This is a genomic window from Sporolactobacillus sp. CQH2019, from assembly GCF_028765345.1.
GTDB lineage: Bacteria > Bacillota > Bacilli > Bacillales > Sporolactobacillaceae > Sporolactobacillus.
Map to the genome: position 1 here is coordinate 377,147 of NZ_JARAJZ010000002.1, position 21,475 is coordinate 398,621.

At 50.5% G+C, this 21,475-nt stretch carries 17 protein-coding genes, 2 riboswitches and 1 other annotated feature; of the genes, 2 read left to right on the plus strand and 15 right to left on the minus strand.

Annotation, left to right across the window (positions count from 1 at the left end; translation table 11 throughout):
- Positions 1-18: 18 nt before the first annotated feature.
- From OYT88_RS04810 to OYT88_RS04835, 6 genes are all read right to left on the minus strand, one after another.
- Positions 19-684, minus strand: coding sequence for a methionine ABC transporter permease (locus OYT88_RS04810; RefSeq protein ID WP_274398262.1), 666 nt, complete (start codon positions 682-684; stop codon positions 19-21).
- Positions 681-1,703 (minus strand): methionine ABC transporter ATP-binding protein, encoded by a 1,023-nt coding sequence (locus tag OYT88_RS04815; protein WP_274398263.1) that lies wholly within the window; start codon positions 1,701-1,703, stop codon positions 681-683. The genes OYT88_RS04810 and OYT88_RS04815 overlap by 4 nt, the downstream gene beginning before the upstream one ends.
- 208 nt (positions 1,704-1,911) lie before the next feature.
- Positions 1,912-2,034: riboswitch (SAM riboswitch) on the minus strand.
- 656 nt (positions 2,035-2,690) lie between these two features.
- Positions 2,691-2,915, minus strand: coding sequence for a helix-turn-helix domain-containing protein (locus tag OYT88_RS04820; RefSeq protein ID WP_010026148.1), 225 nt, complete (start codon positions 2,913-2,915; stop codon positions 2,691-2,693).
- 135 nt (positions 2,916-3,050) lie between these two features.
- On the minus strand, positions 3,051-3,827 hold the full coding sequence (sdhB, locus tag OYT88_RS04825; protein ID WP_274398264.1) for a succinate dehydrogenase iron-sulfur subunit: 777 nt from the start codon (positions 3,825-3,827) through the stop codon (positions 3,051-3,053).
- Between the two features lie 12 nt (positions 3,828-3,839).
- Positions 3,840-5,591, minus strand: coding sequence for a succinate dehydrogenase flavoprotein subunit (sdhA, locus tag OYT88_RS04830; protein ID WP_274398265.1), 1,752 nt, complete (start codon positions 5,589-5,591; stop codon positions 3,840-3,842).
- 36 nt (positions 5,592-5,627) lie between these two features.
- Positions 5,628-6,236: a succinate dehydrogenase cytochrome b558 subunit gene (locus OYT88_RS04835; RefSeq protein ID WP_274398266.1), complete on the minus strand. Its 609-nt coding sequence runs from the start codon at positions 6,234-6,236 to the stop codon at positions 5,628-5,630.
- A 195-nt stretch (positions 6,237-6,431) separates the two neighbouring features.
- Between OYT88_RS04835 and OYT88_RS04840 the strand changes: the two genes are divergently transcribed.
- A complete protein-coding gene (locus OYT88_RS04840; protein WP_274398267.1) occupies positions 6,432-6,956 on the plus strand; it encodes a YslB family protein in 525 nt (174 codons plus the stop codon).
- A gap of 86 nt (positions 6,957-7,042) precedes the next feature.
- On the opposite strand, the gene OYT88_RS04845 is transcribed toward OYT88_RS04840, so the two are convergent.
- The 9 genes from OYT88_RS04845 to OYT88_RS04885 all read right to left on the minus strand — a co-directional run bounded on the left by OYT88_RS04845 (position 7,043) and on the right by OYT88_RS04885 (position 21,082).
- On the minus strand, positions 7,043-8,275 hold the full coding sequence (locus OYT88_RS04845; RefSeq protein WP_274398268.1) for an aspartate kinase: 1,233 nt from the start codon (positions 8,273-8,275) through the stop codon (positions 7,043-7,045).
- A 179-nt stretch (positions 8,276-8,454) separates the two neighbouring features.
- Positions 8,455-8,631: riboswitch (Lysine riboswitch) on the minus strand.
- A gap of 60 nt (positions 8,632-8,691) precedes the next feature.
- Entirely contained in the window at positions 8,692-10,473 is a 1,782-nt protein-coding gene (gene uvrC, locus OYT88_RS04850) for an excinuclease ABC subunit UvrC (protein WP_274398269.1), read from the minus strand.
- 204 nt (positions 10,474-10,677) lie between these two features.
- A complete protein-coding gene (trxA, locus tag OYT88_RS04855; RefSeq protein ID WP_274398270.1) occupies positions 10,678-10,995 on the minus strand; it encodes a thioredoxin in 318 nt (105 codons plus the stop codon).
- A gap of 108 nt (positions 10,996-11,103) precedes the next feature.
- The gene (locus OYT88_RS04860) at positions 11,104-13,461 is read right to left on the minus strand and encodes an endonuclease MutS2 (RefSeq protein ID WP_274398271.1); all 2,358 of its coding nucleotides are present in this window, start codon (positions 13,459-13,461) and stop codon (positions 11,104-11,106) included.
- 94 nt (positions 13,462-13,555) lie between these two features.
- Positions 13,556-15,289, minus strand: coding sequence for a DNA polymerase/3'-5' exonuclease PolX (gene polX, locus OYT88_RS04865; RefSeq protein WP_274398307.1), 1,734 nt, complete (start codon positions 15,287-15,289; stop codon positions 13,556-13,558).
- A gap of 52 nt (positions 15,290-15,341) precedes the next feature.
- The gene (locus OYT88_RS04870; RefSeq protein WP_274398272.1) at positions 15,342-15,890 is read right to left on the minus strand and encodes a CvpA family protein; all 549 of its coding nucleotides are present in this window, start codon (positions 15,888-15,890) and stop codon (positions 15,342-15,344) included.
- A 617-nt stretch (positions 15,891-16,507) separates the two neighbouring features.
- On the minus strand, positions 16,508-18,922 hold the full coding sequence (gene pheT / locus OYT88_RS04875; protein ID WP_274398273.1) for a phenylalanine--tRNA ligase subunit beta: 2,415 nt from the start codon (positions 18,920-18,922) through the stop codon (positions 16,508-16,510).
- 16 nt (positions 18,923-18,938) lie between these two features.
- Entirely contained in the window at positions 18,939-19,973 is a 1,035-nt protein-coding gene (gene pheS / locus OYT88_RS04880) for a phenylalanine--tRNA ligase subunit alpha (RefSeq protein WP_274398309.1), read from the minus strand.
- A gap of 49 nt (positions 19,974-20,022) precedes the next feature.
- Positions 20,023-20,256 (minus strand) — a binding site (T-box leader).
- A 58-nt stretch (positions 20,257-20,314) separates the two neighbouring features.
- Positions 20,315-21,082: a TrmH family RNA methyltransferase gene (locus OYT88_RS04885; protein WP_274398310.1), complete on the minus strand. Its 768-nt coding sequence runs from the start codon at positions 21,080-21,082 to the stop codon at positions 20,315-20,317.
- Positions 21,083-21,222: 140 nt separating this feature from the next.
- Between OYT88_RS04885 and sspI the strand changes: the two genes are divergently transcribed.
- Positions 21,223-21,426 carry a small acid-soluble spore protein SspI gene (gene sspI / locus OYT88_RS04890; RefSeq protein ID WP_274398274.1) on the plus strand — a complete coding sequence of 68 codons (204 nt, stop codon included), beginning with the start codon at positions 21,223-21,225 and terminating at the stop codon, positions 21,424-21,426.
- The last annotated feature ends 49 nt before the right edge of the window (positions 21,427-21,475 follow it).

The window sequence follows — 21,475 nt, forward strand, 5'->3', positions numbered from 1 at the left end:
TCTCAGTCTGTCTATCTATTATCTTTTATCCACGTGGCGTACGATAATATCGCCGATAATCTGGACAATAAAAACAATGACCAGAACAAATATTGTTGCAACAAAAGTCACATCATTATTGTTTGCTTCAAATCCGTCATTATAAGCCATTGTGCCGAGCCCGCCGGCTCCGACAACTCCGGCTATTGCCGTATTGCCGACCAGAGCGATCAGCGTGACCGTCATGCCCGAAATAATCGACGGCATCGACTCGGGAAGCAGGACTTTCCAAATAATTTGCATCCTGCTCGCTCCCATGGATTGCGATGCTTCGATCACTCCCTTGTCCACTTCACGCAGACCAATTTCAACGAGCCGGGCGAAAAACGGAGACGCTCCGATGATAATGGACGGCAGTGCGGCGGAAGAACCGATCATCGTGCCGATAATCAGGACGGTGAGCGGGATAAGCAGAATGATCAGAATGATAAACGGAATGGCACGAAAGATATTGACAAAGGATGACGTGATCCGATAGACGATCGCATTTTCGTACAGGCCCCCCTTTGCAGTTAAAAAGAGGACAAGTCCCAGAATAACCCCGAAAATAAAGGTAAAGACTCCCGAAACGAGCGTCATATAGACCGTCTGACCCGTCGCCGTCAACATCCCCATCCAGTCGACATTTGGAAAAAGCTGACTCATGACGGCAGCACCTCAACATTCACGTGTTCAGATCTGATTTGTTCAATAGCGGCCTGAACGGAATCCCGTCGGCCGTTAATCAGGAGAATCAATGCCCCGTAAAAACCTTTTTGTGAGGGTGCCAGTTCACTGACAATCGTCGTCACACGAAGCGCCTCATCATGAAACAGCCTATCCACGACGGACTGCTGATCGGTTTTCCCGTCAAAAAGAAGCTGCACGATTTTGCCGTCGGGATTGGCCGCCTGGAATTTTTCGATCCGGATCCGCTCTCGTAAAGGAGCTTCCACTTGTCCGACAAACTCCTTCGTGATCGCTTGCTGCGGGTTCAGAAAGACGTCCTTAACAGCTCCCTCTTCCACAATGCTCCCTTTGTTCAGAACGGCCACACGATTGCAGATTTTGTTGATTACGTGCATCTCATGAGTGATGACGACAATGGTGATACCGAGCGAACGGTTGATATCCGACAGAAGCTGCAAAATCGAATCGGTCGTTTTAGGATCGAGGGCGGAAGTCGCTTCATCACAAAGCAATACCGCCGGATTATTGGCAAGTGCACGCGCGATACCGACGCGCTGTTTCTGACCGCCGCTGAGCTGGGAAGGATAGGAAGACGCTCTTCCCTCCAGGCCGACAAGCCGGATCAGTTCATCGACGCGCTTCTCACGCTTTTCTTTGGACAGCCCGGACAGTTCGAGCGGAAATGCGATATTTTCAGCAACTGTCCTCGACCAGAGCAGATTAAAATGCTGAAAAATCATCCCGATTTGTTTTCTCCTCCGATTAAGTTCTTTCTCGGACAAGTCGGACAACACTTGCCCGTCTACTTCAACACGCCCTTCCGTCGGCTTCTCCAGTAAGTTAATCAGCCGAATCAACGTACTCTTGCCCGCGCCGCTGTAACCGATCACTCCGAAAATTTCCCCTTGTTTGACTTCAAGGTTTAAATCGGTTAAAGCCTTCACCGGGCCGGCACTTGTTTGATAGATCTTCTTTACATGTGTTAATCGAATCAAGCATTTTGCCCCGCTTTCAAAAGCCCTCTAACCCATTTTCAAAGAATTAAAGTCAGATGTATTTAATGGGTTATAAAAACGACAAATTCTACTTTCTTTCAGGACAGCCTTTAACAGCATCAGAATTTTTCTAATGCTTGCAACCCTCCCCCCTTACGTTTCCGAAAAATAAAAAAAACCCTCAAGAGAAGGGTTTGGCTGAAGACCCCTCTCATCTTTCAGAAAAACAATCTTTCTGCAGGAATTAGCACCTTCCAAGACTTGCCGAAACGTCAAATCTGGGGGTTGCCGGGCGTCATCGGGCCTGTCCCTCCGCCACTCTGGATAAGAGTTTGTTTCTTATTCATTTGTCGTGTTAATAATTTACCACTTGATCATAGATGTGTCAACCTGTCGAAAAATGTTTGAAATTTTAAACTATATATTTACACCTGTACAGCAATTTTCCTTCATTCATTGCCGCTGTGAAACTTTATAAATTAACGCGGGATCCTCCGGCGTTTGAAAAATCTGAGAACAGGAAATGCCGCTTTTCAAAATAAAAAAACTCGTGAATACGCTCAGCACGTCGCCGGCCATCCAGCAGCCGCAGCGAAATGAAAGCCGTTCACGGGTTATCGGTCCCTGATTATTGGCCGGTCTTTGCTCTGAGGATCACTTCATTTATAAGATCCGGCCGGCACCCTTGATCGTCCTATAAACAAGGCGATCGGTCCTGTGGTCCGTCCGCATTTTCCGATCGCCCGTCGCAAACGATATAAAATTGTTTTTCTGTTCCGGCAGCCGTTTTCTGCCGCAGGTACGGCTCCTTCAATCGAACTTTCATTAAATCCGTCCCGGGGGAAATAAGTCCGGAATCCTTCCTAATCCGATGGCAGGAAATCGCCGGAAAGTTTGAGATTAATAACATTCGGGCGCGGAATCTGTCTATATTCCAGTTCACCCCGGGAAACAACAGCCGGCTCTTTTGTCAGGAGCCGGCCAGTGCTATAATTTTAATTCTCCGAGCCTGAGCAGTTCGACAACCGCCTGGGACCGTCCTTTCACACCCAATTTCTGCATCGTGTTTGAGATATGATTGCGGACGGTTTTTTCACTGATAAAGAGTTCTTTGGCAATGTCCCGGGTTGTTTTATCCTGAACAAGCAATTCAAAGACTTCTCTTTCCCTCTTCGTCAGCAACGGCTTTGGACGATGGTATTCTTCCTTCAACAATTCCCCCTCCTTGCTCAGCAGTAGAGCGGGCGGGGAAGGCTTTTAGTCCCTACATTTTATGAAAACGGCAAATGATTCGTGAGCGGGATTTTCAGAAAGAGCCGATATAAAATCCTGTCCGAATAAGTGCCATTACTGATTATTGTCGCTTCCGAAGAAGTCCCGGAAAGACTGCGCCATTGTCGCCCGGTTCAAGGCGGCAATCGATGTCGTCAGCGGAATGCCTTTCGGGCAAACCTCGACACAGTTCTGCGAGTTACCGCAGCCTTCGATTCCGCCCTTGCCCATAATGGTCCGCAGCCGTTCTGCTTTGTTCATCGCTCCGGTCGGATGGGTAACGAACAGTCTGACCTGCGAAAGTGGGGCGGGGCCGATGAAACTGGATTTACTGTTCACGTTCGGGCAGGCTTCCAGGCAGACGCCGCAGGTCATGCATTTGGCCAATTCATAGGCCCACTGGCGTTTGCTTTCGGCCATGCGCGGCCCGGCACCGAGATCGTACGTTCCGTCGATCGGAATCCATGCCTTTACTCTCTTTAAAGCGTCGAACATTCTGGTGCGGTCGACAATCAGATCGCGGACAATCGGGAAGGTGCCCATCGGAGCGAGATGAACAGGTTTTTCCAATTTATCGATCAATGCCGTGCACGCCTGGCGCGGCCTGCCGTTGATAACCATCGAACATGCGCCGCAAACTTCTTCCAGGCAGTTCATCTCCCACTGCGGAGCGGTGGTCTCCTCTCCTTTAGCATTCACCGGATTGCGCCGGATGGCCATTAAAGCTGAAATCACATTCATATTCTGCCGGTAAGGGACGTCAAAAGCCTCTTCATAAGGGGTCGCATCCGGCCCATCCTGTCGTTTAATGATTAGCCGCACGGTTTTTGTTGCTGTCTCAACTTCACTCATGATCTTTCCCCCTTAATGCGCTTTTGTGTAGTCACGTTTCCGCGGCTTAATCAGCGAAATGTCGACATCTTCGTATTCAAAGTCGGGGCCGTTTTTAGCCGGATTGAATTTTGCCTTAGTCGTTTTCAGCCAATCCGGATCATTTCTGTCGGGAAATTCCGGTTTATAATGAGCGCCGCGGCTTTCATTCCGGTTATACGCCCCAAGCGTGATGACGCGGGCGAGTTCAAGCATATTCCAAAGCTGGCGGGTAAAAGAGGCACCGCTGTTGTTCCATTTTGACGTATCATTAATATCGATATTTTTATAGCGTTCCATTAATTCCTGAATTTTTTCGTCTGTCTGGAGCAGCGTCTTGTTTTCACGGACAACAGTCACATACTTCGTCATCCATTCACCGAGCTCTTTATGCAGCACATAAGCGTTCTCCTTACCGTCGAGGCCCATGATGCCTTCAAACTTTTCCTGTTCCTTTTTAAGGGCATCATCATAAAGCTTGGAGGAAATATCATCGCTCTGTTTATCAAGATTCTCCACATAACGGACAGCATTGGGTCCAGCAACCATGCCGCCGTAAATTGCCGACAGCAGTGAATTGGCGCCGAGACGATTGGCGCCGTGATACTGATACTCGCATTCGCCGCAGGCGAACAGGCCCTTGATATTCGTCATCTGGTTAAAATCGACCCACATTCCGCCCATTGAATAGTGAACAGCCGGGAAGACGCGCATCGGCACTTTGTGTGGATCTTCACCGACAAATTTCTCATAGATATCAATAATACCGCCCAGTTTGACATCGAGCTCATGATTGTCCTTAAAGGAGAGATCAAGATAAACCATATTCTCCCCGTTAAGCCCCAGGTGCTGATTTATACAAACATCAAAGATTTCGCGCGTTGCAATATCCCGCGGAACGAGGTTTCCGTAATGCGGATATTTTTCTTCAAGGAAGTACCACGGCTTTCCGTCTTTATACGTCCAAATCCGTCCTCCTTCGCCGCGGGCGGATTCGCTCATCAGCCTCAGCTTGTCCTCACCGGGAATAGCCGTCGGATGGATCTGAATAAATTCACCGTTAGCAAAATAGACGCCCTGCTGATAAAGGCTCGATGCCGCGGATCCGGTATTAATCATTGAGTTCGTTGACTTGCCGAAGATAATGCCGAGGCCGCCGGTCGCCATGATGACCGCGTCCGCTCGGAACACCGAGATCTCCATCGATTTCATATTCTGAACGACAATTCCCCGGCACACCCGATCTTCATCAAGAACAGCCGAGAGAAATTCGACATACTCATGTTTATGAACGAGTCCCTCGGTTTCAAACCGTCTGACCTGTTCATCCATCGCATAGAGAAGCTGCTGGCCTGTCGTAGCGCCCGCATAAGCCGTCCGGTGGTACTCGGTCCCGCCGAAGCGCCGAAAATCGAGCAGCCCTTCAGACGTACGGTTGAACATGACGCCCATGCGGTCCATTAAATGAATGATGCCCGGTGCCGCCTCGCACATCGCCTTGACCGGCGGCTGATTGGCGAGAAAGTCGCCGCCGTAAATCGTATCGTCAAAGTGCTGCCACGTTGAATCGCCTTCGCCTTTTGTATTGACGGCACCGTTAATGCCTCCCTGCGCGCACACGGAATGCGACCGCTTAACCGGAACTACTGAAAATAGTTCGACTTCAACACCTGCTTCCGCTGCTTTTACCGTGGACATTAAACCGCCGAGGCCCCCGCCTACAACGATAATTTTTCCTTTACTCAATAGGCTCACCCCTTAATAGATTACTGAACTTGCTTTTTAAGCGATAAATGCGAATAGGGCCCGGATGCCGACATAGCCCAGCAGGACAAAAATGACGGCGACCACATAAGTGCCGATTCTTTGCGAGTGCGGGGATACAAGAATGCCCCAGTGCACACAGAACGACCAAAGCCCGTTAGAGAAGTGAAAAACAGCTGACAGGATTCCGATCATATAAAAAGCAATCATCCATGGATTGGTGAGAAGATGGGCCATCATTTCATAATTCAATGGCGTCCCGAGTGCCATGGCAACTCTTGTTTCCCAGACATGCCAGGCAAGAAAAATAACCAGAAACAAACCGGACAGCCGCTGCAGCAAAAACATCCAGTTTCTAAAAAAGCCAAAATTTCCGACATTATTTTTTGCCGTAAATGCCATGTAAATTCCGTAAATTGCGTGATACAAAATCGGTAAATAGATTAAAACGATTTCCAAAAAGAGCAGATATGGAAGATGTTCCATAAAAGACGCCGCTTGATTGAAGGCGTCCGATCCCTTGGTTGCCTGAAAGTTGACAGTCAGGTGGACTATCAGGAACAGACCGACGGGGATAACCCCCAGCAGAGAATGCAGACGGTGCCAGGCGAAATCATTTTCAGCCATGATGCTTCCCCCTCCGACAGAAATGTTAGCGCTTATATTTGGCCGGTTGTGAATCTTTAATGACATTTTTTTGTCACAAATTCATTGTAACCCTCGGTTTTTTGACAGTCAAATGAAAAATTGAAAACGCTGTCTTTTATGGCCGTAGTGATTTGAAGGAAAAAAAGATATAATAGTCGGAGAGGAGATGAAGAAATGACACGAGGCGACATCTATCCGCAGCCCGAGCACTTTGGCGATGCCAGCGTTCCGGCTTTCGGTTATGAGTTGATCAGAAACGAATTGATACCCGAACTGCTTGGGGAAGAAACCGCATCGATTCTTTATTGGTCCGGGCGAAAGATCGCAAGGCACTACCCGTTGGATAACGAGGAGCAGCTGGCGGATTTTTTCACACAGGCCGGATGGGGAACATTAACGATGCTCGAAAAGGGGAAAAGCAAAATTACTTTTGATTGCCGTTCAGCCCTCATTGAATCAAGAATTAAGGATCATCCCGAATCCGTTTCTTTTGCTCTGGAGGCCGGTTTCATTGCCGAGCAAATGCAGCGGATTCTCGGATTTATGGCGGAGAGCTATACGGATATACGGAAAGGCCGTGAAAAGAAAGCCTTATTTACAGTTAAATGGGACGCGAAAGATCCGATTGACAGAAACACAGAGCCGGCGACGCGGACTGCCCGAAAAAAAATGAAAAACGATACGCTCGGCTCATTTTAAATAGCATTTAAAAAATAAAAGAAGCCCGCCGGGATTTATGATTGTCTCCGGGGACTTTTTTTTTACGGCCTGTGCGCAGAATTGAATCAAAAACGGATCGATTCCTGCTCCGCAAGGTGAAAAGTTTCATGAAGCGTATCCAGTGCTTCCAGAAGCTTGTCTTCATCGATGATTGTCGAAACCTTAATTTCAGAAGTGCTGATCATCTTGATTTTGATATTTTCGGCAGCCAGTGCATGAAACATCCGGGCAGCCACCCCGGGATTTGAGGCCATGCCGGAGCCGATAATTGATACTTTGGCCAGTTCGGATTCAAAAACCAGCTGGTGAAAGGCCAGTTCTTTCACCTGAGCGCGCAGCACTTCAACCGTTTCGTTCAGTACATCGCGATCAATTGTAAACGAAAGGCTTGTTTTTTCCTCGTTAAGTACATTCTGAACGATCACATCAATATTGATGTGCCGCTTGGCGAGCGCATCAAACACCCGCGATACTGCGTCGACACTGTTCGGAAGGCCAAGCAATGTCACTTTCGTTACGTTTTTCTCAAATGCAAGTCCTCTGACGGCCTTTGACTTCTCCATTGCTACTTCCTCCTTAATGACCGTGCCTTCTTCATCTGTAAAAGATGAGCGTACAACCAGTTCGATATGGCTGTTCTTCGCATATTCGACGGCCCTCGGGTGGAGAACACCCGCACCAAGGTAAGCCATTTCAAGCATCTCATCATAGCTGATTTCTTTCAGCTTCCTGGCCTTGCCGACATAACGCGGATCTGTTGTAAAGACACCAGTGACATCCGTGTAAATTTCACATTTTTCGGCACCGAAAGCCGAAGCCAGTGCGACGGCCGACGTGTCCGATCCGCCGCGCCCGAGCGTCGTGATCTCACCTTTTTCCGTAACCCCCTGGAAGCCGGCGACGATGACAACCCGTCCTTCTTTCAAGTGCGGGCGGATCTGTGATGTATCGATGGACCCGATCCGTGCACACTCATGAACGTCCTCTGTCCTGATCCCTGCCTGCCAGCCCGTAAAAGAAATCGCCGGGCAGCCGCGTTCAATCAGTACCATCGCCAGGAGAGCGATCGTCACCTGTTCACCCGTCGACAGGAGGACGTCCATCTCCCGTTTTGACGGCCTGTCCGAGATCTCACCAGCCATCGACACCAGTTCGTCCGTTGTCTTGCCCATCGCAGAAACGACGACAATCAGCTGACTGCCGGCCTTCTTCCTGTCGATGATCCTGTCCGCGACCTTCTGAAGCCGCTCCACCGTCGCTACCGATGTTCCACCAAACTTCATCACTGTTAAAGCCACTCTTCCTCGCTCCTTTAGTTATTGGCCGGCATAAGATCTGCCGCCGCCCCTCTCTCGCCCTCTATACAGAAACAGCGGGACCCTTGAAAGAGCACGTACTTCCTTAAATTTCGAACATCTTCGCTGATAAAAAGAACAGCGAGAATCCCCGCTGCTGAACAATCGAACGTTTTCCAACATGCTGAGATAGTTCTCCACACCCATGAGTGTGACAGCTCTGCGCTTATTCAGCGCAGATCCAGCCGGCTGCGTGATGAACCGCTTCCGGCTTCGGCAGGCTCCCCTTTCCGCCGCGGTCGGTGAAGTTCACCCTTCTCGCGCGGTTTAGTCATGAAGACCGCTCCTCTATCACTAGATATTTGAAAAAATTAAGTTACGGAAATTATAACAAAATTCATGTTTTGAAACAACACCTTTTAAGAAGGATCGCTCAAATATTTTTTAACGTTCTCCGCTATTTTATGCGGCAGGCCGGCTTCCATTAAATTCTCGCTGCTTGCCTCGCGAATTTTCTTTACAGAGCCGAATTTCCGCAGCAGTGCTTGCTTCCGCTGTTTGCCGATTCCCGGGATATCGTCCAGTACGGAATGGATCATCGCTTTGTTCCTGACCTGCCTGTGGAATGTAATAGCAAAGCGGTGCACTTCATCCTGAATGCGCTGCAGCAGATAAAAAGCCTGACTGTTTCTGGCAAGAGGAACAGGCAGCGACTGCTCGCCCGCGACCAGCTGCGAAGTCCGGTGCTTATCATCCTTGACAAGGCCGCAGACAGGAATATAAAGGCCGAATTCATTTTCCAGAACATCAATGGCTGCGGCAAGCTGTCCTTTGCCGCCGTCGATCAGAATCAGATCCGGCAGAACAGCAGCCTCTTTAAGCAGCCTCGTATAGCGGCGGCGGACGACCTCTTTCATTGTCGCGTAATCATCCGGACCTTCGACCGTCTTAATGCGGTATTTACGATAATCGTTTTTTTTCGGGCGGCCGTCCTCAAAAACAACCATGGCCGAAACGGGATCCGTTCCCTGAATATTTGAGTTGTCAAACGTCTCGATCCGGTGCGGTGCCGGCATGTCCAGTGCTTTTCCGAGCTGTTCGACGGCGCCGACCGTTCGTTTTTCGTCGCGTTCAATTAAAGCGAATTTTTCTTTAAGAGCAATCTGCGCATTTTTAACCGCCATCTGCACAAGCTCTTTTTTCCGCCCGCGCTGCGGCTGAAGGACGGCGGTTTTCAACATCTGTCCGGCAAGCTGCCGGTCAACCTGATTTGGGATCAGCACTTCTTTGGGTTTGATATGATTCCGGCGGGAATAAAATTGGCCGATAAAAGTCAGAAAATCCTCTTCCGGTTCCTGATAAAAGGGAAACATCGACGCATCGCGCTCGATTAATTTTCCCTGGCGCATAAAGAAGACCTGAACACACATCCATCCTTTGTCGTAGGCATAGCCGAATATATCCCGGTCATCAAGATCGTTAAGAATCACTTTCTGCTCTTCCATCAAAGTCTCGATGCTGCGGATCTGATCGCGCAGCTCTTTGGCTTTTTCAAAATTCAGCCGGTTTGACGCGTCGATCATTTCCTGTTTCAGCCTGAGTTTTACTTCCTGATAGCCGCCGTTCAGAAAATGGGTGATTTCTTCGGTCATTTTCTGAAACGTTTCCTTCGGTATATCATTGACGCATGGCGCAAGGCACTGACCGATATGGTAATACAGACAGACGCGATTCGGCAGGGTCCGGCATTTCCGAAGCGGATAGAGACGGTCAAGCAGCCGCTTGGTTTCATTTGCCGCCGTGACATTCGGATAAGGGCCGAAATATTTACCGCTTTTCCGATTGACTTTTCGCGTAATGATCAGGCGGGGATACGTCTCTGAAGTCAGTTTGATATAAGGATAACTTTTATCATCCTTAAGCATGATATTGTATTTAGGCTCATATTTCTTAATCAGATTGATTTCGAGCAGCAGGGATTCGATTTCCGAGGATACGACGATATACTCAAAATCGGCAATATCGGCAACAAGGCGCTGCGTCTTGGCATCGTGCGACCCGCTGAAATAGGAGTGAACGCGATTGAACAGATTTTTGGCTTTTCCGACGTAGATAATTTCCCCCTGCATATTTTTCATTTGGTAACAGCCCGGCTGTTTCGGCAGCAGGCTGAGTTTCTCTTTAATTTTTCGGCTGGCCATGTTTCCTTCATCCTTTACAAAAACTGTGAAGCAGAGTATCGAATAAAATAGAAAACCTGCATCTTTTTATTATCACTGAGATGGGCAAAAGATTCAACCATCTCTCACGGAACTGCGGAGAAACAGAAAACCGGAGTCAAAAACGCTTTGCGCGTTTCTGCTCCGGTTCTTGCGGATGCTTCCCGATCCGTTTTACAGTAGTAATCAGCCGATGTGCTGCTTGATACGGTCAACGAGAGCTTCCTTCGGTGTAAAGCCGACAACCTTATCGGCAATTTCGCCGTCTTTAAAGAGAAACATCGTCGGAATGCTCATCACGCCGAATTTGCTTGCAGTCGCCTGATTTTCATCAACGTCAAGCTTGACGATTTTCAGTTTATCCGATAATTCGGAATCGACTTCTTCAAGAACCGGAGCCATCATTTTGCACGGGCCGCACCACGTCGCCCAAAAATCGGCCAGCACAAGTCCTTTCGATGTTTCATCCGCAAAATTTGCGTCATTTACCTGATTGATAGCCATGGAATCATGACCTCCTTGTATCATTCTTACTTCTTATGTGACAAAGTATAGCATCTCCATCGGCGAGATTCCATTATTCAGCTCACGCGATGATTTTTCCCGCCGCATTTACTTAAACTCGACGACCGTGACTCCGCTGCCGCCTTCCCCCTGGCTGCCGAGACGCGAATCTTTAACCCTCGGATGTTTCTCGATCAGCTTCGTCACACCCTTTCGAAGTGCTCCCGTCCCTTTTCCGTGAATGATCGAAACGCGGGGATATCCGGCGAGCATGGCTTCATCAAGGTATTTCTCGACTTTAAGCATGGCATCCTCGTAGCGCTCGCCGCGCAGATCCAGTTCCGGCTTCACCGTCCGTCCCGACGTACGGACATTGACCACGGGACGCACTTTTTTCTCTTCCCTCACGCTCTTAAGATCCGTTCCGGCTACATTCATCTTCAGGATTCCTACCTGAACGAGATATTCGTGATCGTTGATTTTTTCTACGATGTAACCGTCCTGGCCGTAGCTGACGATCTTCACACGGTCGCCCGGTTTAAAACCGGCTGCCGCCTTTTTCACGGGAACGGGAGAAGATTTGCGATCCGGCTGATCCAGGGCATCCAGAGCATGGGACAGCCTCGTCTTGGCATTAATCAGCTGATGTTCTTTGACCTGCCCCTGTTTTTGATAATGACGCAGCTCATCGATGATGGCCTCGGCCTCAAGCCGCGCTTCCTGCAGCGAATGCTCCGCTTTTTTCTTCGCCTGTTTCAGAATCAGTTCTTTCTTATTTTCCAGTTCGTTCAGCTTTTCTGCAAGAGACGCCTCTTTTTCCTCGGCCTCAAGCTTGAGGCGGCGCGCCGTTTCTTCTTCCCGTTCCGCCGCTTTCCGGTTCTTTTCCAGCGAGGCGATCATTTTATCAACTTGATTCGTTTCGCGGCTGATCTGCAGTTTGGCGGCATCGATAATGTCGGCCGGCAGGCCCAGTTTTTTCGAAATTTCAAAAGCGTTGCTCCGTCCGGGAACGCCGAGCAGCAGCCGGTAAGTCGGACTCAGTGTCTCCACATCGAATTCGACACTGGCATTCATCACACCTGCTCTTTCGTAAGCATACGCTTTCAGCTCGCTGTAATGGGTCGTGCAGACAATGGTCGCGCCTCGCGCATAAACCGCATCCAGAATGGCAATCGACAGCGCCGCCCCTTCCTGGGGATCGGTTCCCGCACCCAGTTCATCGAATAGAACGAGGCTGCCGAAATCGACTTCTTTTATAATAGCGACAATGTTGGTCATATGGGAAGAGAACGTGCTAAGGCTTTGTTCAATGGACTGTTCATCGCCGATATCTGCAAAGACCTTCTTGAAAACGCAGATTTCCGAGCCGTCTTCCGCAGGTATCTGAAGTCCGGACTGGGCCATCAGCGTCACCAGTCCGATCGTTTTCAATGAGACGGTCTTGCCCCCTGTATTCGGCCCGGTAATGATCAAGGCGTGCGTTGATTCATCGAAAATGACATCGATCGGCACCACACGTTCCGGATCGATGAGCGGATGGCGCGCCTTTTTCATTTTAATGATTCCGCGATCGTTAAGCGTCGGCCGCGAACCTTTGATTGCGTGTCCGTAATCAGCCTTCGCAAAAATGAAGTCCAGACGGGCGAGACCGGCAACCTGGTCCAGCAGACTGTCCGCCGATTTTGCCGTCTCTCCGGTCAGGACGCGCAGAATCCGTTCCACTTCATGCCGTTCTTTTGCCCTTGCTTCGCTCAGCTGATTATTCAGGTCGACAATGGCCTGAGGTTCAATGAAAAGTGTCGCTCCCGAGGCCGACTGGTCATGGACGATGCCTCCGAAAGCACCACGGTATTCCTGCTTGACCGGGATGACGTGGCGATCATTGCGGATCGTGATAATCGGATCCGACAGCATCTTCGACGTACCGCTTGAATGGACGATGTTTTCCAGTTTCTGTTTGACGCGGCTGTCGGCCGTCCGGATCTGAGCGCGGATACGGCGGAGCGCGGAGCTCGCTGAATCCATGACGCCCCCCTGGTCGTCAATCGCGGCGCGTATTTGCCGTTCCAGGCCGCCCGCCGGCTCCATTTCCCGGACCAGCCCGGTCAGTATCGGCAGTTCGACCTGCCCGGTTTCGGCCAGATCAAGGATAAAATTTTTCATCAGGCGTGCGCCGCGGATCGTATCGGCAATATCGAGCAGCTCCCTTGCCATAAGCATACTTCCTATCTTTGACCGTTTCAGACCCGGCCTGATATCGGTGATCCCTCCGAACGGAACCGATCCTTTCAGACGCAGCACCGCAGCCCCTTCATCCGTCTCCTCCTGGCGCTCCCCGACTTCGCGCAGATCTCCGGACGGAGCCAGCTGTTCAATCAGGCTTTTGCCAAGCGAAGACGCGGTAAAATGGATCAGTTTTTGCTTTATTTTTTCATATTCCAATGCTTTAAGTGCATGTTCATTCACTTGCCGCATCTCCTTTTGGAGAAAATTAAAAAATCACATTGTATTAAAATAAGAAGCAATTGAAACTTCGAAGCAGAAAAAAAGGAGAAGCTTTTTAACCTGAATACGGCGCTTTCTTCCGCCTGATAAAATCGGCAAACTGCCGGGCCGGAAGGGCGTTCAGCACCGTCTCCGGACGTATCCAGCCGCGCGCTGCCGTCCGGACGCCAAGCCCCATTTCGTCAATCATTTTCATCGAATGGCTGTCCGTATCAATCGCTATTTTAACGCCCGCATCCTGGGCCTTGCATACCCATGCCGAGGAGAGATCAAGACGGTTGCGATTTGCATTCAGCTCCAGCGCCGTTCCCGTTTCGGATGCCAGTTGAATCAGACGGTCGACATCGGTGCGGTAGCCGCTGCGTTTCCCAAGCAGCCGCCCGGTCGGATGGGCAATCAGCCGGACATACGGATTTCTGCAGGCGGCCTCAAGCCTTTTCATGATATCCGCCCGGCTCTGGTTAAAAGAAGAATGAATAGACGCAATAACAAAATCAAGCTTTTCAAGCACATCGTCCTTATAATCCAAAGTTCCGTCCGGCAAAATATCCATCTCTACGCCGGAATAGAGAACAAAGTCATCGTACCGCGCATTGACCCGTGCGACTTCTTCAAGCTGATCGAACAGCCGGCGTTCGGAAAGACCGTCGGCCACTCGCAGCGACTTGGAATGATCGGTCAGGCAGGCGTACGCATACCCTTTCGCCCTCATCGCCTCGGCCATTTCCCCAATGGTATGCGAACCGTCGCTCCATGTCGAGTGCATATGCAGATCGCCTTTAATATCCGTCAGTTTAATCAGCCCGAGCGGCGCACGGTGCGCCCGCTCCACTTCATCCGTCCCTTCGCGTACTTCGGGCGGAATTTCGTTCAGTCCGAAATGGCGGTAAAATTCAGATTCGCTGGAAAAAGTGAGCACACGGCCGTCTCCGAGTTCAATACCGTATTCACTGATCTTTTCGCCGCGTTCCTTTGCCAGATGGCGCAACAGGATGTTATGTTCTTTAGACCCGGTGAAATGATGAAGCGTTGTAATGAATGTTTCAGGTGAAGCCAAACGGAAGTCGACCGAGACTTGATAGCGGTCATTCATCAGAACCGTTATTTTGGCGTCTCCGCGCCCGATCACTTCGGACACGGGCAGCTGCTCCAGAATCCGGTCCGCCGCTTTCTCAGGATTCCGGGTTTCCAGTACAAAATCCAGATCTTTCATCGTCTCTTTTACCCGTCTGAGGCTCCCCGCCCTGGAAAAGCGGCTGATTTCCGGGATTGTCCCGAGGATCGATTCTATTGTTTCCGCAAGGTCGGTCATATAAGCGATAGACAGGACTTCCGGACGCTTTTTTCCTTCTTCAATTGCCTTCAGCAGTTTTTCTTCCGTCTTCTTTCCAAAACCGGGAAGAGCGCTTACACGTCCTTGTTCACAGGCCTGACGCAGTGACGCCAGGTCGGTCACGTGAAGCGTCCGGTATAATGTACCGATCTTCTTCCCGCCCAGCCCCGCAATATGAAGCAGATCAAGCAGGCTTTCCGGGATTTTTTCCTGCAGATTCCGAAGTACGGAAGATTCGCCGGTTGCCATCAGTTCCTCGATGACACGGGCCGTCGAGCGGCCGATGCCCTTGATCGCGGACACATCGTCGATTCCGGCCATCGAACGCCGGTCTGTTTCCAACGCCTGTCCGGCTCTGCGATAAGCAGCCACTTTAAAAGAATTTTCCCCGATGATTTCCATATAGAGAGCAATAGCATCCAATTTATCAATAATCTGTTTTTTATTCAATTCGATCACTCTTTTCCCCTGAAGAGAGAAAAATTTGCCGATTTCGCCCGGCGGCCGGTCATCTCCAGACCATAAAAGCTACCCACATACTCTTGAACATTTTAGAAAACAGCGGCGTATTGCCGATGATCGATTGTGCCAGCGACGAGTGGCCGATCGAAGACTGAATGCCGCCCATCGGCGTCAGTGCCCCCGCATAGAGCAGAAGAAAGACGATCAGATAGATTTCCACAAAGCCGAGCAAACCTCCCGACAGATGGTTCACCGAACGGATAATCGGCATTTCCGCCAGAAAATTAAGCATAGAACCGAGAATATTCAGCACGATTTTCGCAGCAATAAAAAGAATGACAAAAGCGATCGCCTGATAATAGGCGCTCTGCAGATTGAGGGTTCCTAAAAAACTGAACGTTCCGCTCTGCGCCGCCGATGTCGGAAAAGGCAGCCAGAATTTAAGAACCCCCGCCAGCTGTTTGTAATACAAAAAAGCAACGATATAAGAAACAATGAACCCGGCTAGATGAACCAACTGAAGAACCAAGCCGCGCCGGAATCCCGTAAAGAAACCGGCGGCAAGCAGCAAAATGATGATTATGTTAAGCAGCATATGTTCAATCCCATCTTTCTGATAAGAGGATGTCCGATAACTCCGGAGAAACGGCAGAAATTTTTTTCAAGAAGAAAATGCCTCGGCTGAAAACTTCACGTTTTCCGAAAGTGTGTACGCAGATTAAAACGGCGTTTCCCTGATTTCCGATGCCCGTCACGGCACGGCTGCAGGACAGGCGCATCTCTTAGTTCGTTATTTGCCCTCCTATTGTGCAGCCGATTAACGAAGGGTTTGCAAGTTTTTCGACAAAAACGGCCGTCTTCCGGGGGTGTAGGCCGCTCATTCCCGCGGAAAGATATTCCTTGTCCCGGTTCAGGCTGCATCCATTCTTTAAGTTAATCATATCAAAAAGTCGGCCGTTTGAAAAACGGGCAGGAAAAAGGCCGGTCCAGCGTTGATAAGCATCCCCGGCTTATGTGAAGGAAGGGAAACACAAATAATCAGAACATCCCGTAAAAAACATTTCAGGTGCCGAAGCCGCCTTCTTTATCTCTTTCTTCTAAACGCCATTATTTTATCTTATAAAGGAAACCGATTCGAAAAAAAGAGGAGGACTGGACAGCTCATGTCCCCTCTTCGCCATTTATCTTCTATATTATTGTTTATTTTAATCCTTAATCTCTGAGCCGGGCGCCCACCCGGCTGCAGGCATCGATGATCCGACTGTACGCAGCATTCACCTCATCATCGGTCAGCGTCCGCTCCGGATCGAGGTAGACAAGCGAGAATGCCAGTGATTTCTCATTCTTGGCAACATGCGTCCCTTCGTAAACATCGAAGAGTCTGACCGAAGCAAGCAGCGGTCCGCCTGTCTCCCGAATGATACGCTCAAGATCCGCCGCGGAAACAGAACGGTCAACCACGAGTGCAATATCGCGCGTGATTGAAGGAAAACGAGGCAGATTTTTATAGACGATCTCCGGTTCATGCGCTCTGAGCAACGACTCGATAGCGACTTCAAAAACAAATGTTTCATTCAAGCCGGCGTCTTTCTGGGCTCTCGGATGAAGGGCGCCTACGTAGCCGATCACTTTTCCGTCGAGAAAAATCTCCGCCGTTTGTCCGGGATGCAGTTCCTCCCGCCTGGCGGGACGGTAATCAATCCGTTCAGAAACAGCCAGCGCCTCGAACAGAGTTTCGAGAATACCTTTGACTGTGTAGAAATCAACCGGCCGCGGTTCGCCTTCCCAGTTGCGTTCCGCGCTTCTCCCGGTTACGGCTCCGGCAAGATGTTCCTCTTCGCCGGGACGCGGATCCCCCGGCTTCGGAATAAAGACTTTTCCGATTTCGTAAAGCGCCACATCGGGCATCTGACGGTTCAGATGATATTTAACGACATCGATCAGCTGAGGAACAATGCTCTGACGAAGCGCAGCGTGTTCCTCACTCATCGGCCAGACAACTCTTGCCGCCGTTTCAGAAGTCGGGCGGACAATGTACGCCGATGCATGAGCGTCGGTCGTCAGTGAATAGGTATAGGCCTGGAAAAGCCCCGCGCTTTCCATCAGGCGTTCTGTGCGTCTGCGAAGTTTCTGGTAGGGTGTGAGCCCTGCATGAATCGCCGATCCCTCGGGCAAAGTTGCGGGAATATGATTGTATCCGTAAATGCGTCCCACTTCCTCGACCAGATCTTCCGGAATGGTTACATCAAAACGTCTGGACGGGACGCGGACATGAATTGTATCGCCTTGATTTTCAACAGTAAATCCAAGACGCTCGAGCGTCTTCTTGATCACACCGAAAGAAAGATCGGCTCCGAGTACCTGATTGATTTTTTCCCACGGCATTGTAATGACTGTTTCCGGCACCGTCCGATCGCCTTGTTCGACAATGCCTTTTAAAACGCGCGCATGCGCATATTTCGCGAGCAGTTCCGCAGCCCGGTCGGACGCCGGCGCAACGCGGTTTCTATCCAGCCCCTTCTCGTAACGGCTGCTGGCATCGGTCCGCATTTGCAGGCGGGCGGCCGTTTTTCGGATCGAGATCGGGTCGAAAACGGCGGACTCCATGAGCACCGTTTCGGTCGACGGTGTCACTTCCGAACTTTCACCGCCCATGACTCCGGCAACAGCCGCGGCCTGTTTGCCGTTGGTGATGACAATATCCTCCGGGGTCAGCGCCCGTTCCTGGCCGTCAAGCGTTTGGATCGTTTCATTCCGGCCGGCAAAACGGACCAGCACCCGGTTTGATCCGAAAGCATCGAAGTCAAACGTATGCAGCGGCTGTCCGTACTCAATCATCACATAGTTGGAAATATCGACAACGTTGCTGATCGGCCGAATGCCCGCAGCCATCAAACGGAGCTGCATCCAGCGCGGTGAAGGAGCAAGCTCGATATTCTCGATCAGCCGTGCGCCATAATAAGGCACTTTTTGCGCCGCCTCCACACTCAGACTGATCCTGTCGGCCGCGGCCTGATCGCTTTCACTCGGATTCGGCCTTTGGATGTGAAGCGGGCGGTCAAAGATGGCGGCCGCTTCATGAGCGACTCCGATCATGTTCATACAGTGGGCACTGTTAATCAGAATATCCAGATCAAGTATCGCATCATCCAGATTCAGATATGGCAACGCGTCGGCACCGACGGGAACATCGTCGTCGAACACATAGATGCCGTCCGCGTATTCTTTCGGCACCAACTCCTTGTTGACCCCCAGTTCATCGAGCGCGCAGATCATCCCGTCGGATTCTTCGCCGCGGAACCTCGACTGCCTGATTTTCACATTGCCGCCGATCCGTGCGCCCCCCGTCGCAACAGGCACTTTCTGGCCGGCTGCGACATTCGGCGCGCCGCAGACGATCTGGACGGTCTCCTTACCGAGATCCACGCGGCAAAGATGAAGGTGATCCGACTTCGGATGCGGTTCACACGACAGCACTTTGCCGATCACAATGCCGCTCAGCCCTTTTCCGGGATAGGTCAGATGCTCGACTTCAATCCCCGTATTCGTAATCCTGTCCGCCAGCTCTTCAGGCGTCACGCCGTCCAGATCCACGTAATCCTGCAGCCATTTATATGAAACCAACATATTTTGAGCCTCCTCCTTATGCCCGTTTAAATTGTCTCAGAAAGCGGAGATCATCCGTGTAAAAATGGCGGATGTCCTCAATGCCGTATTTCAGCATCGCAATCCGTTCCGGCCCCATACCGAAAGCGAACCCGGTATAAACCGACGGATCGAATCCGGACATCCTGAGTACGTTCGGATGCACCATGCCGGCACCGAGAATTTCAATCCAGCCGGTTCCCTTGCAGACGGAGCAGCCGCGGCCCCCGCATCTGAAACAAGAGATATCCATTTCAACGGATGGTTCAGTGAAAGGAAAAAAGCTCGGCCGCAGCCGGATTTCGCGTTCGGCACCGAACACATGCTTGGCAAAGACGGTCAGCACCCCTTTCAGATCGCTGAGCCTGACATTTTTATCGACATAGAGCCCTTCAATCTGCATAAACTGATGCGAGTGCGTGGCATCATCATTATCGCGACGGTATACTTTTCCGGGACAGATAATTTTAACGGGTCCCTTCCCTTTATGAGCCTCCAACGTACGCGCCTGCATCGGCGAAGTATGGGTCCGCAGCAGAACTTCATCCGTGATATAGAAAGAGTCCTGCATATCACGGGCCGGATGATCTTTCGGAAGATTCAGCGCTTCAAAATTATAATAATCCTCTTCCACCTCAGGGCCTTCGGCAATTGAAAATCCGAGGCCGATAAAAAGGTCTTCCACCTCACGGATGACGGACGCCAGCAGATGGTGTCCCCCCACCCGAATCTTTCTTCCCGGCAAGGTTACATCAATTCTCTCGCTTTCCAGCCGCGCCTCCAGCACTTTTGCCTCGATTTCGGCCTTTTTTCCCTCAATCCGTGTGCCGATCGCTTTCCTTACGTCATTTGCCAGCTGACCGATGACCGGACGTTCCTCTTTTGCCAGCCTGCCCATGCCCTTCAGCACTTCTGTAATCGGACCCTTTTTCCCGAGATAACGGACATGAATGTCCTGAAGCTGCTTCAGGCTGTTCGCCGATCCGATATTCTTCAATGCGGCGTCTCGCAGTTCGAGCAACTTTTCCTGCAGCATTTTTTCTCCACCCCTTGTTTTTTGGAAAATAAAAGCTCCGCCCCTGTAAAGGGACGAAGCATCGCGGTACCACCCTCGTTGACAGCGATTGAAACTCGCTGTCCACTCAAAAATCTGAATAACGGCGGATTGGACCGGTCCATTCTTAACTAACAATCAATGTTCAAATGGCAGCTCGGGAGTGAATTCGTTCCGTCCGTCCCATCGGCGCGCTTTCAGTCCATGGCGTGCCTTCCCTTTATGGCGGTGCGGAAGTACTGCTCTCCGTCTCGGCTTTTCATGATTAAGAAAGGGCCTGACAAGACCCCTTCAATGGATTCTTTATTAGTATAGGCATTTTATGCGCCGTGTGCAAGCCCTTCCGTCTGCAGCCAGTAAAGAAGAATGCCCGCAGCAACCGCGACATTCATCGATTCCGCACGCCCGGCCATCGGAATTTTCACTTCTTTATCCATTTCCGCCAGCAGTTCGGGAGAGGCGCCGTTACCCTCATTGCCGACTACAAGGCCGAAATAAGGGCCGTCCGCGGCGATGCCTGTCATATCCTTTCCCTGCAGCGACGAGCCGTAGAGCGGAATGCCCGATTTCTTCATCTCTGCCGTAACGGCAAACAGATCGCGATGGATAACGGGAAGATGGAAATGCGATCCTTGCGCCGAGCGCAGTGTTTTTGCATTGTAACCGTCGACACAGCCTTCACCGAGAAATACCGCATCGAGACCGAACGCGTCCGCGGTTCGGATCAGCGTGCCGAGATTCCCCGGATCCTGTACACCGTCGACGAGCAGATAATGACCCTTCCGGATAGAAAGAGCCGGCGGAATCATCCGGCAAATGCCGATGACTCCCTGCGGCGTTTCCGTCTGTGACAATTCGGTAAAAATTTTATGCGTGACCTGATAAACTTCGATATCCTCTATCGGCCAGTCCGGAGGCAAATGAAATCCTTCATCCATGATGATGGCCGTCAGTCGATCATACGCTGTAAAAAGAGCTTCCTGCAGCAAGTGAGGACCTTCAAGCAGGTACATTCCTTCCTTTTCCCGCCATTTTCTCATCTGAAGCTTCTTCCAGCTTTTAACTTTTTCATTTTGCAGCGATACCATACGTCTCAAAGAAAAGACTCCTTTTAGTAAGGAAATTTTTCTGTCTGTGATGATTCCGTCCCTACATAAATTCATGTGTTTAATCCATACTATACCATATTGCCTGTATAAAATGCTTAAAGAAAGGAGCCCGATTCATTATGGATCTGGATATCCGCCGCGCGGTGCTGCACAATTTATCCGGCGACAACAAAGAACAGCTCCAGGAGACGATCGTCGACGCCATCCGGAACGGTGAGGAAAAAATGCTGCCGGGACTCGGCGTCCTGATGGAAGTGATCTGGAACAAATCCGATGCCGCGTTCCGCGATCAGATGCTCACCCGGCTGGAACAAGGCGTTTAATAGGAAAAACGGTTAAAATAAGAGCCGGCTGCATTCAAGCGCCGGCTCT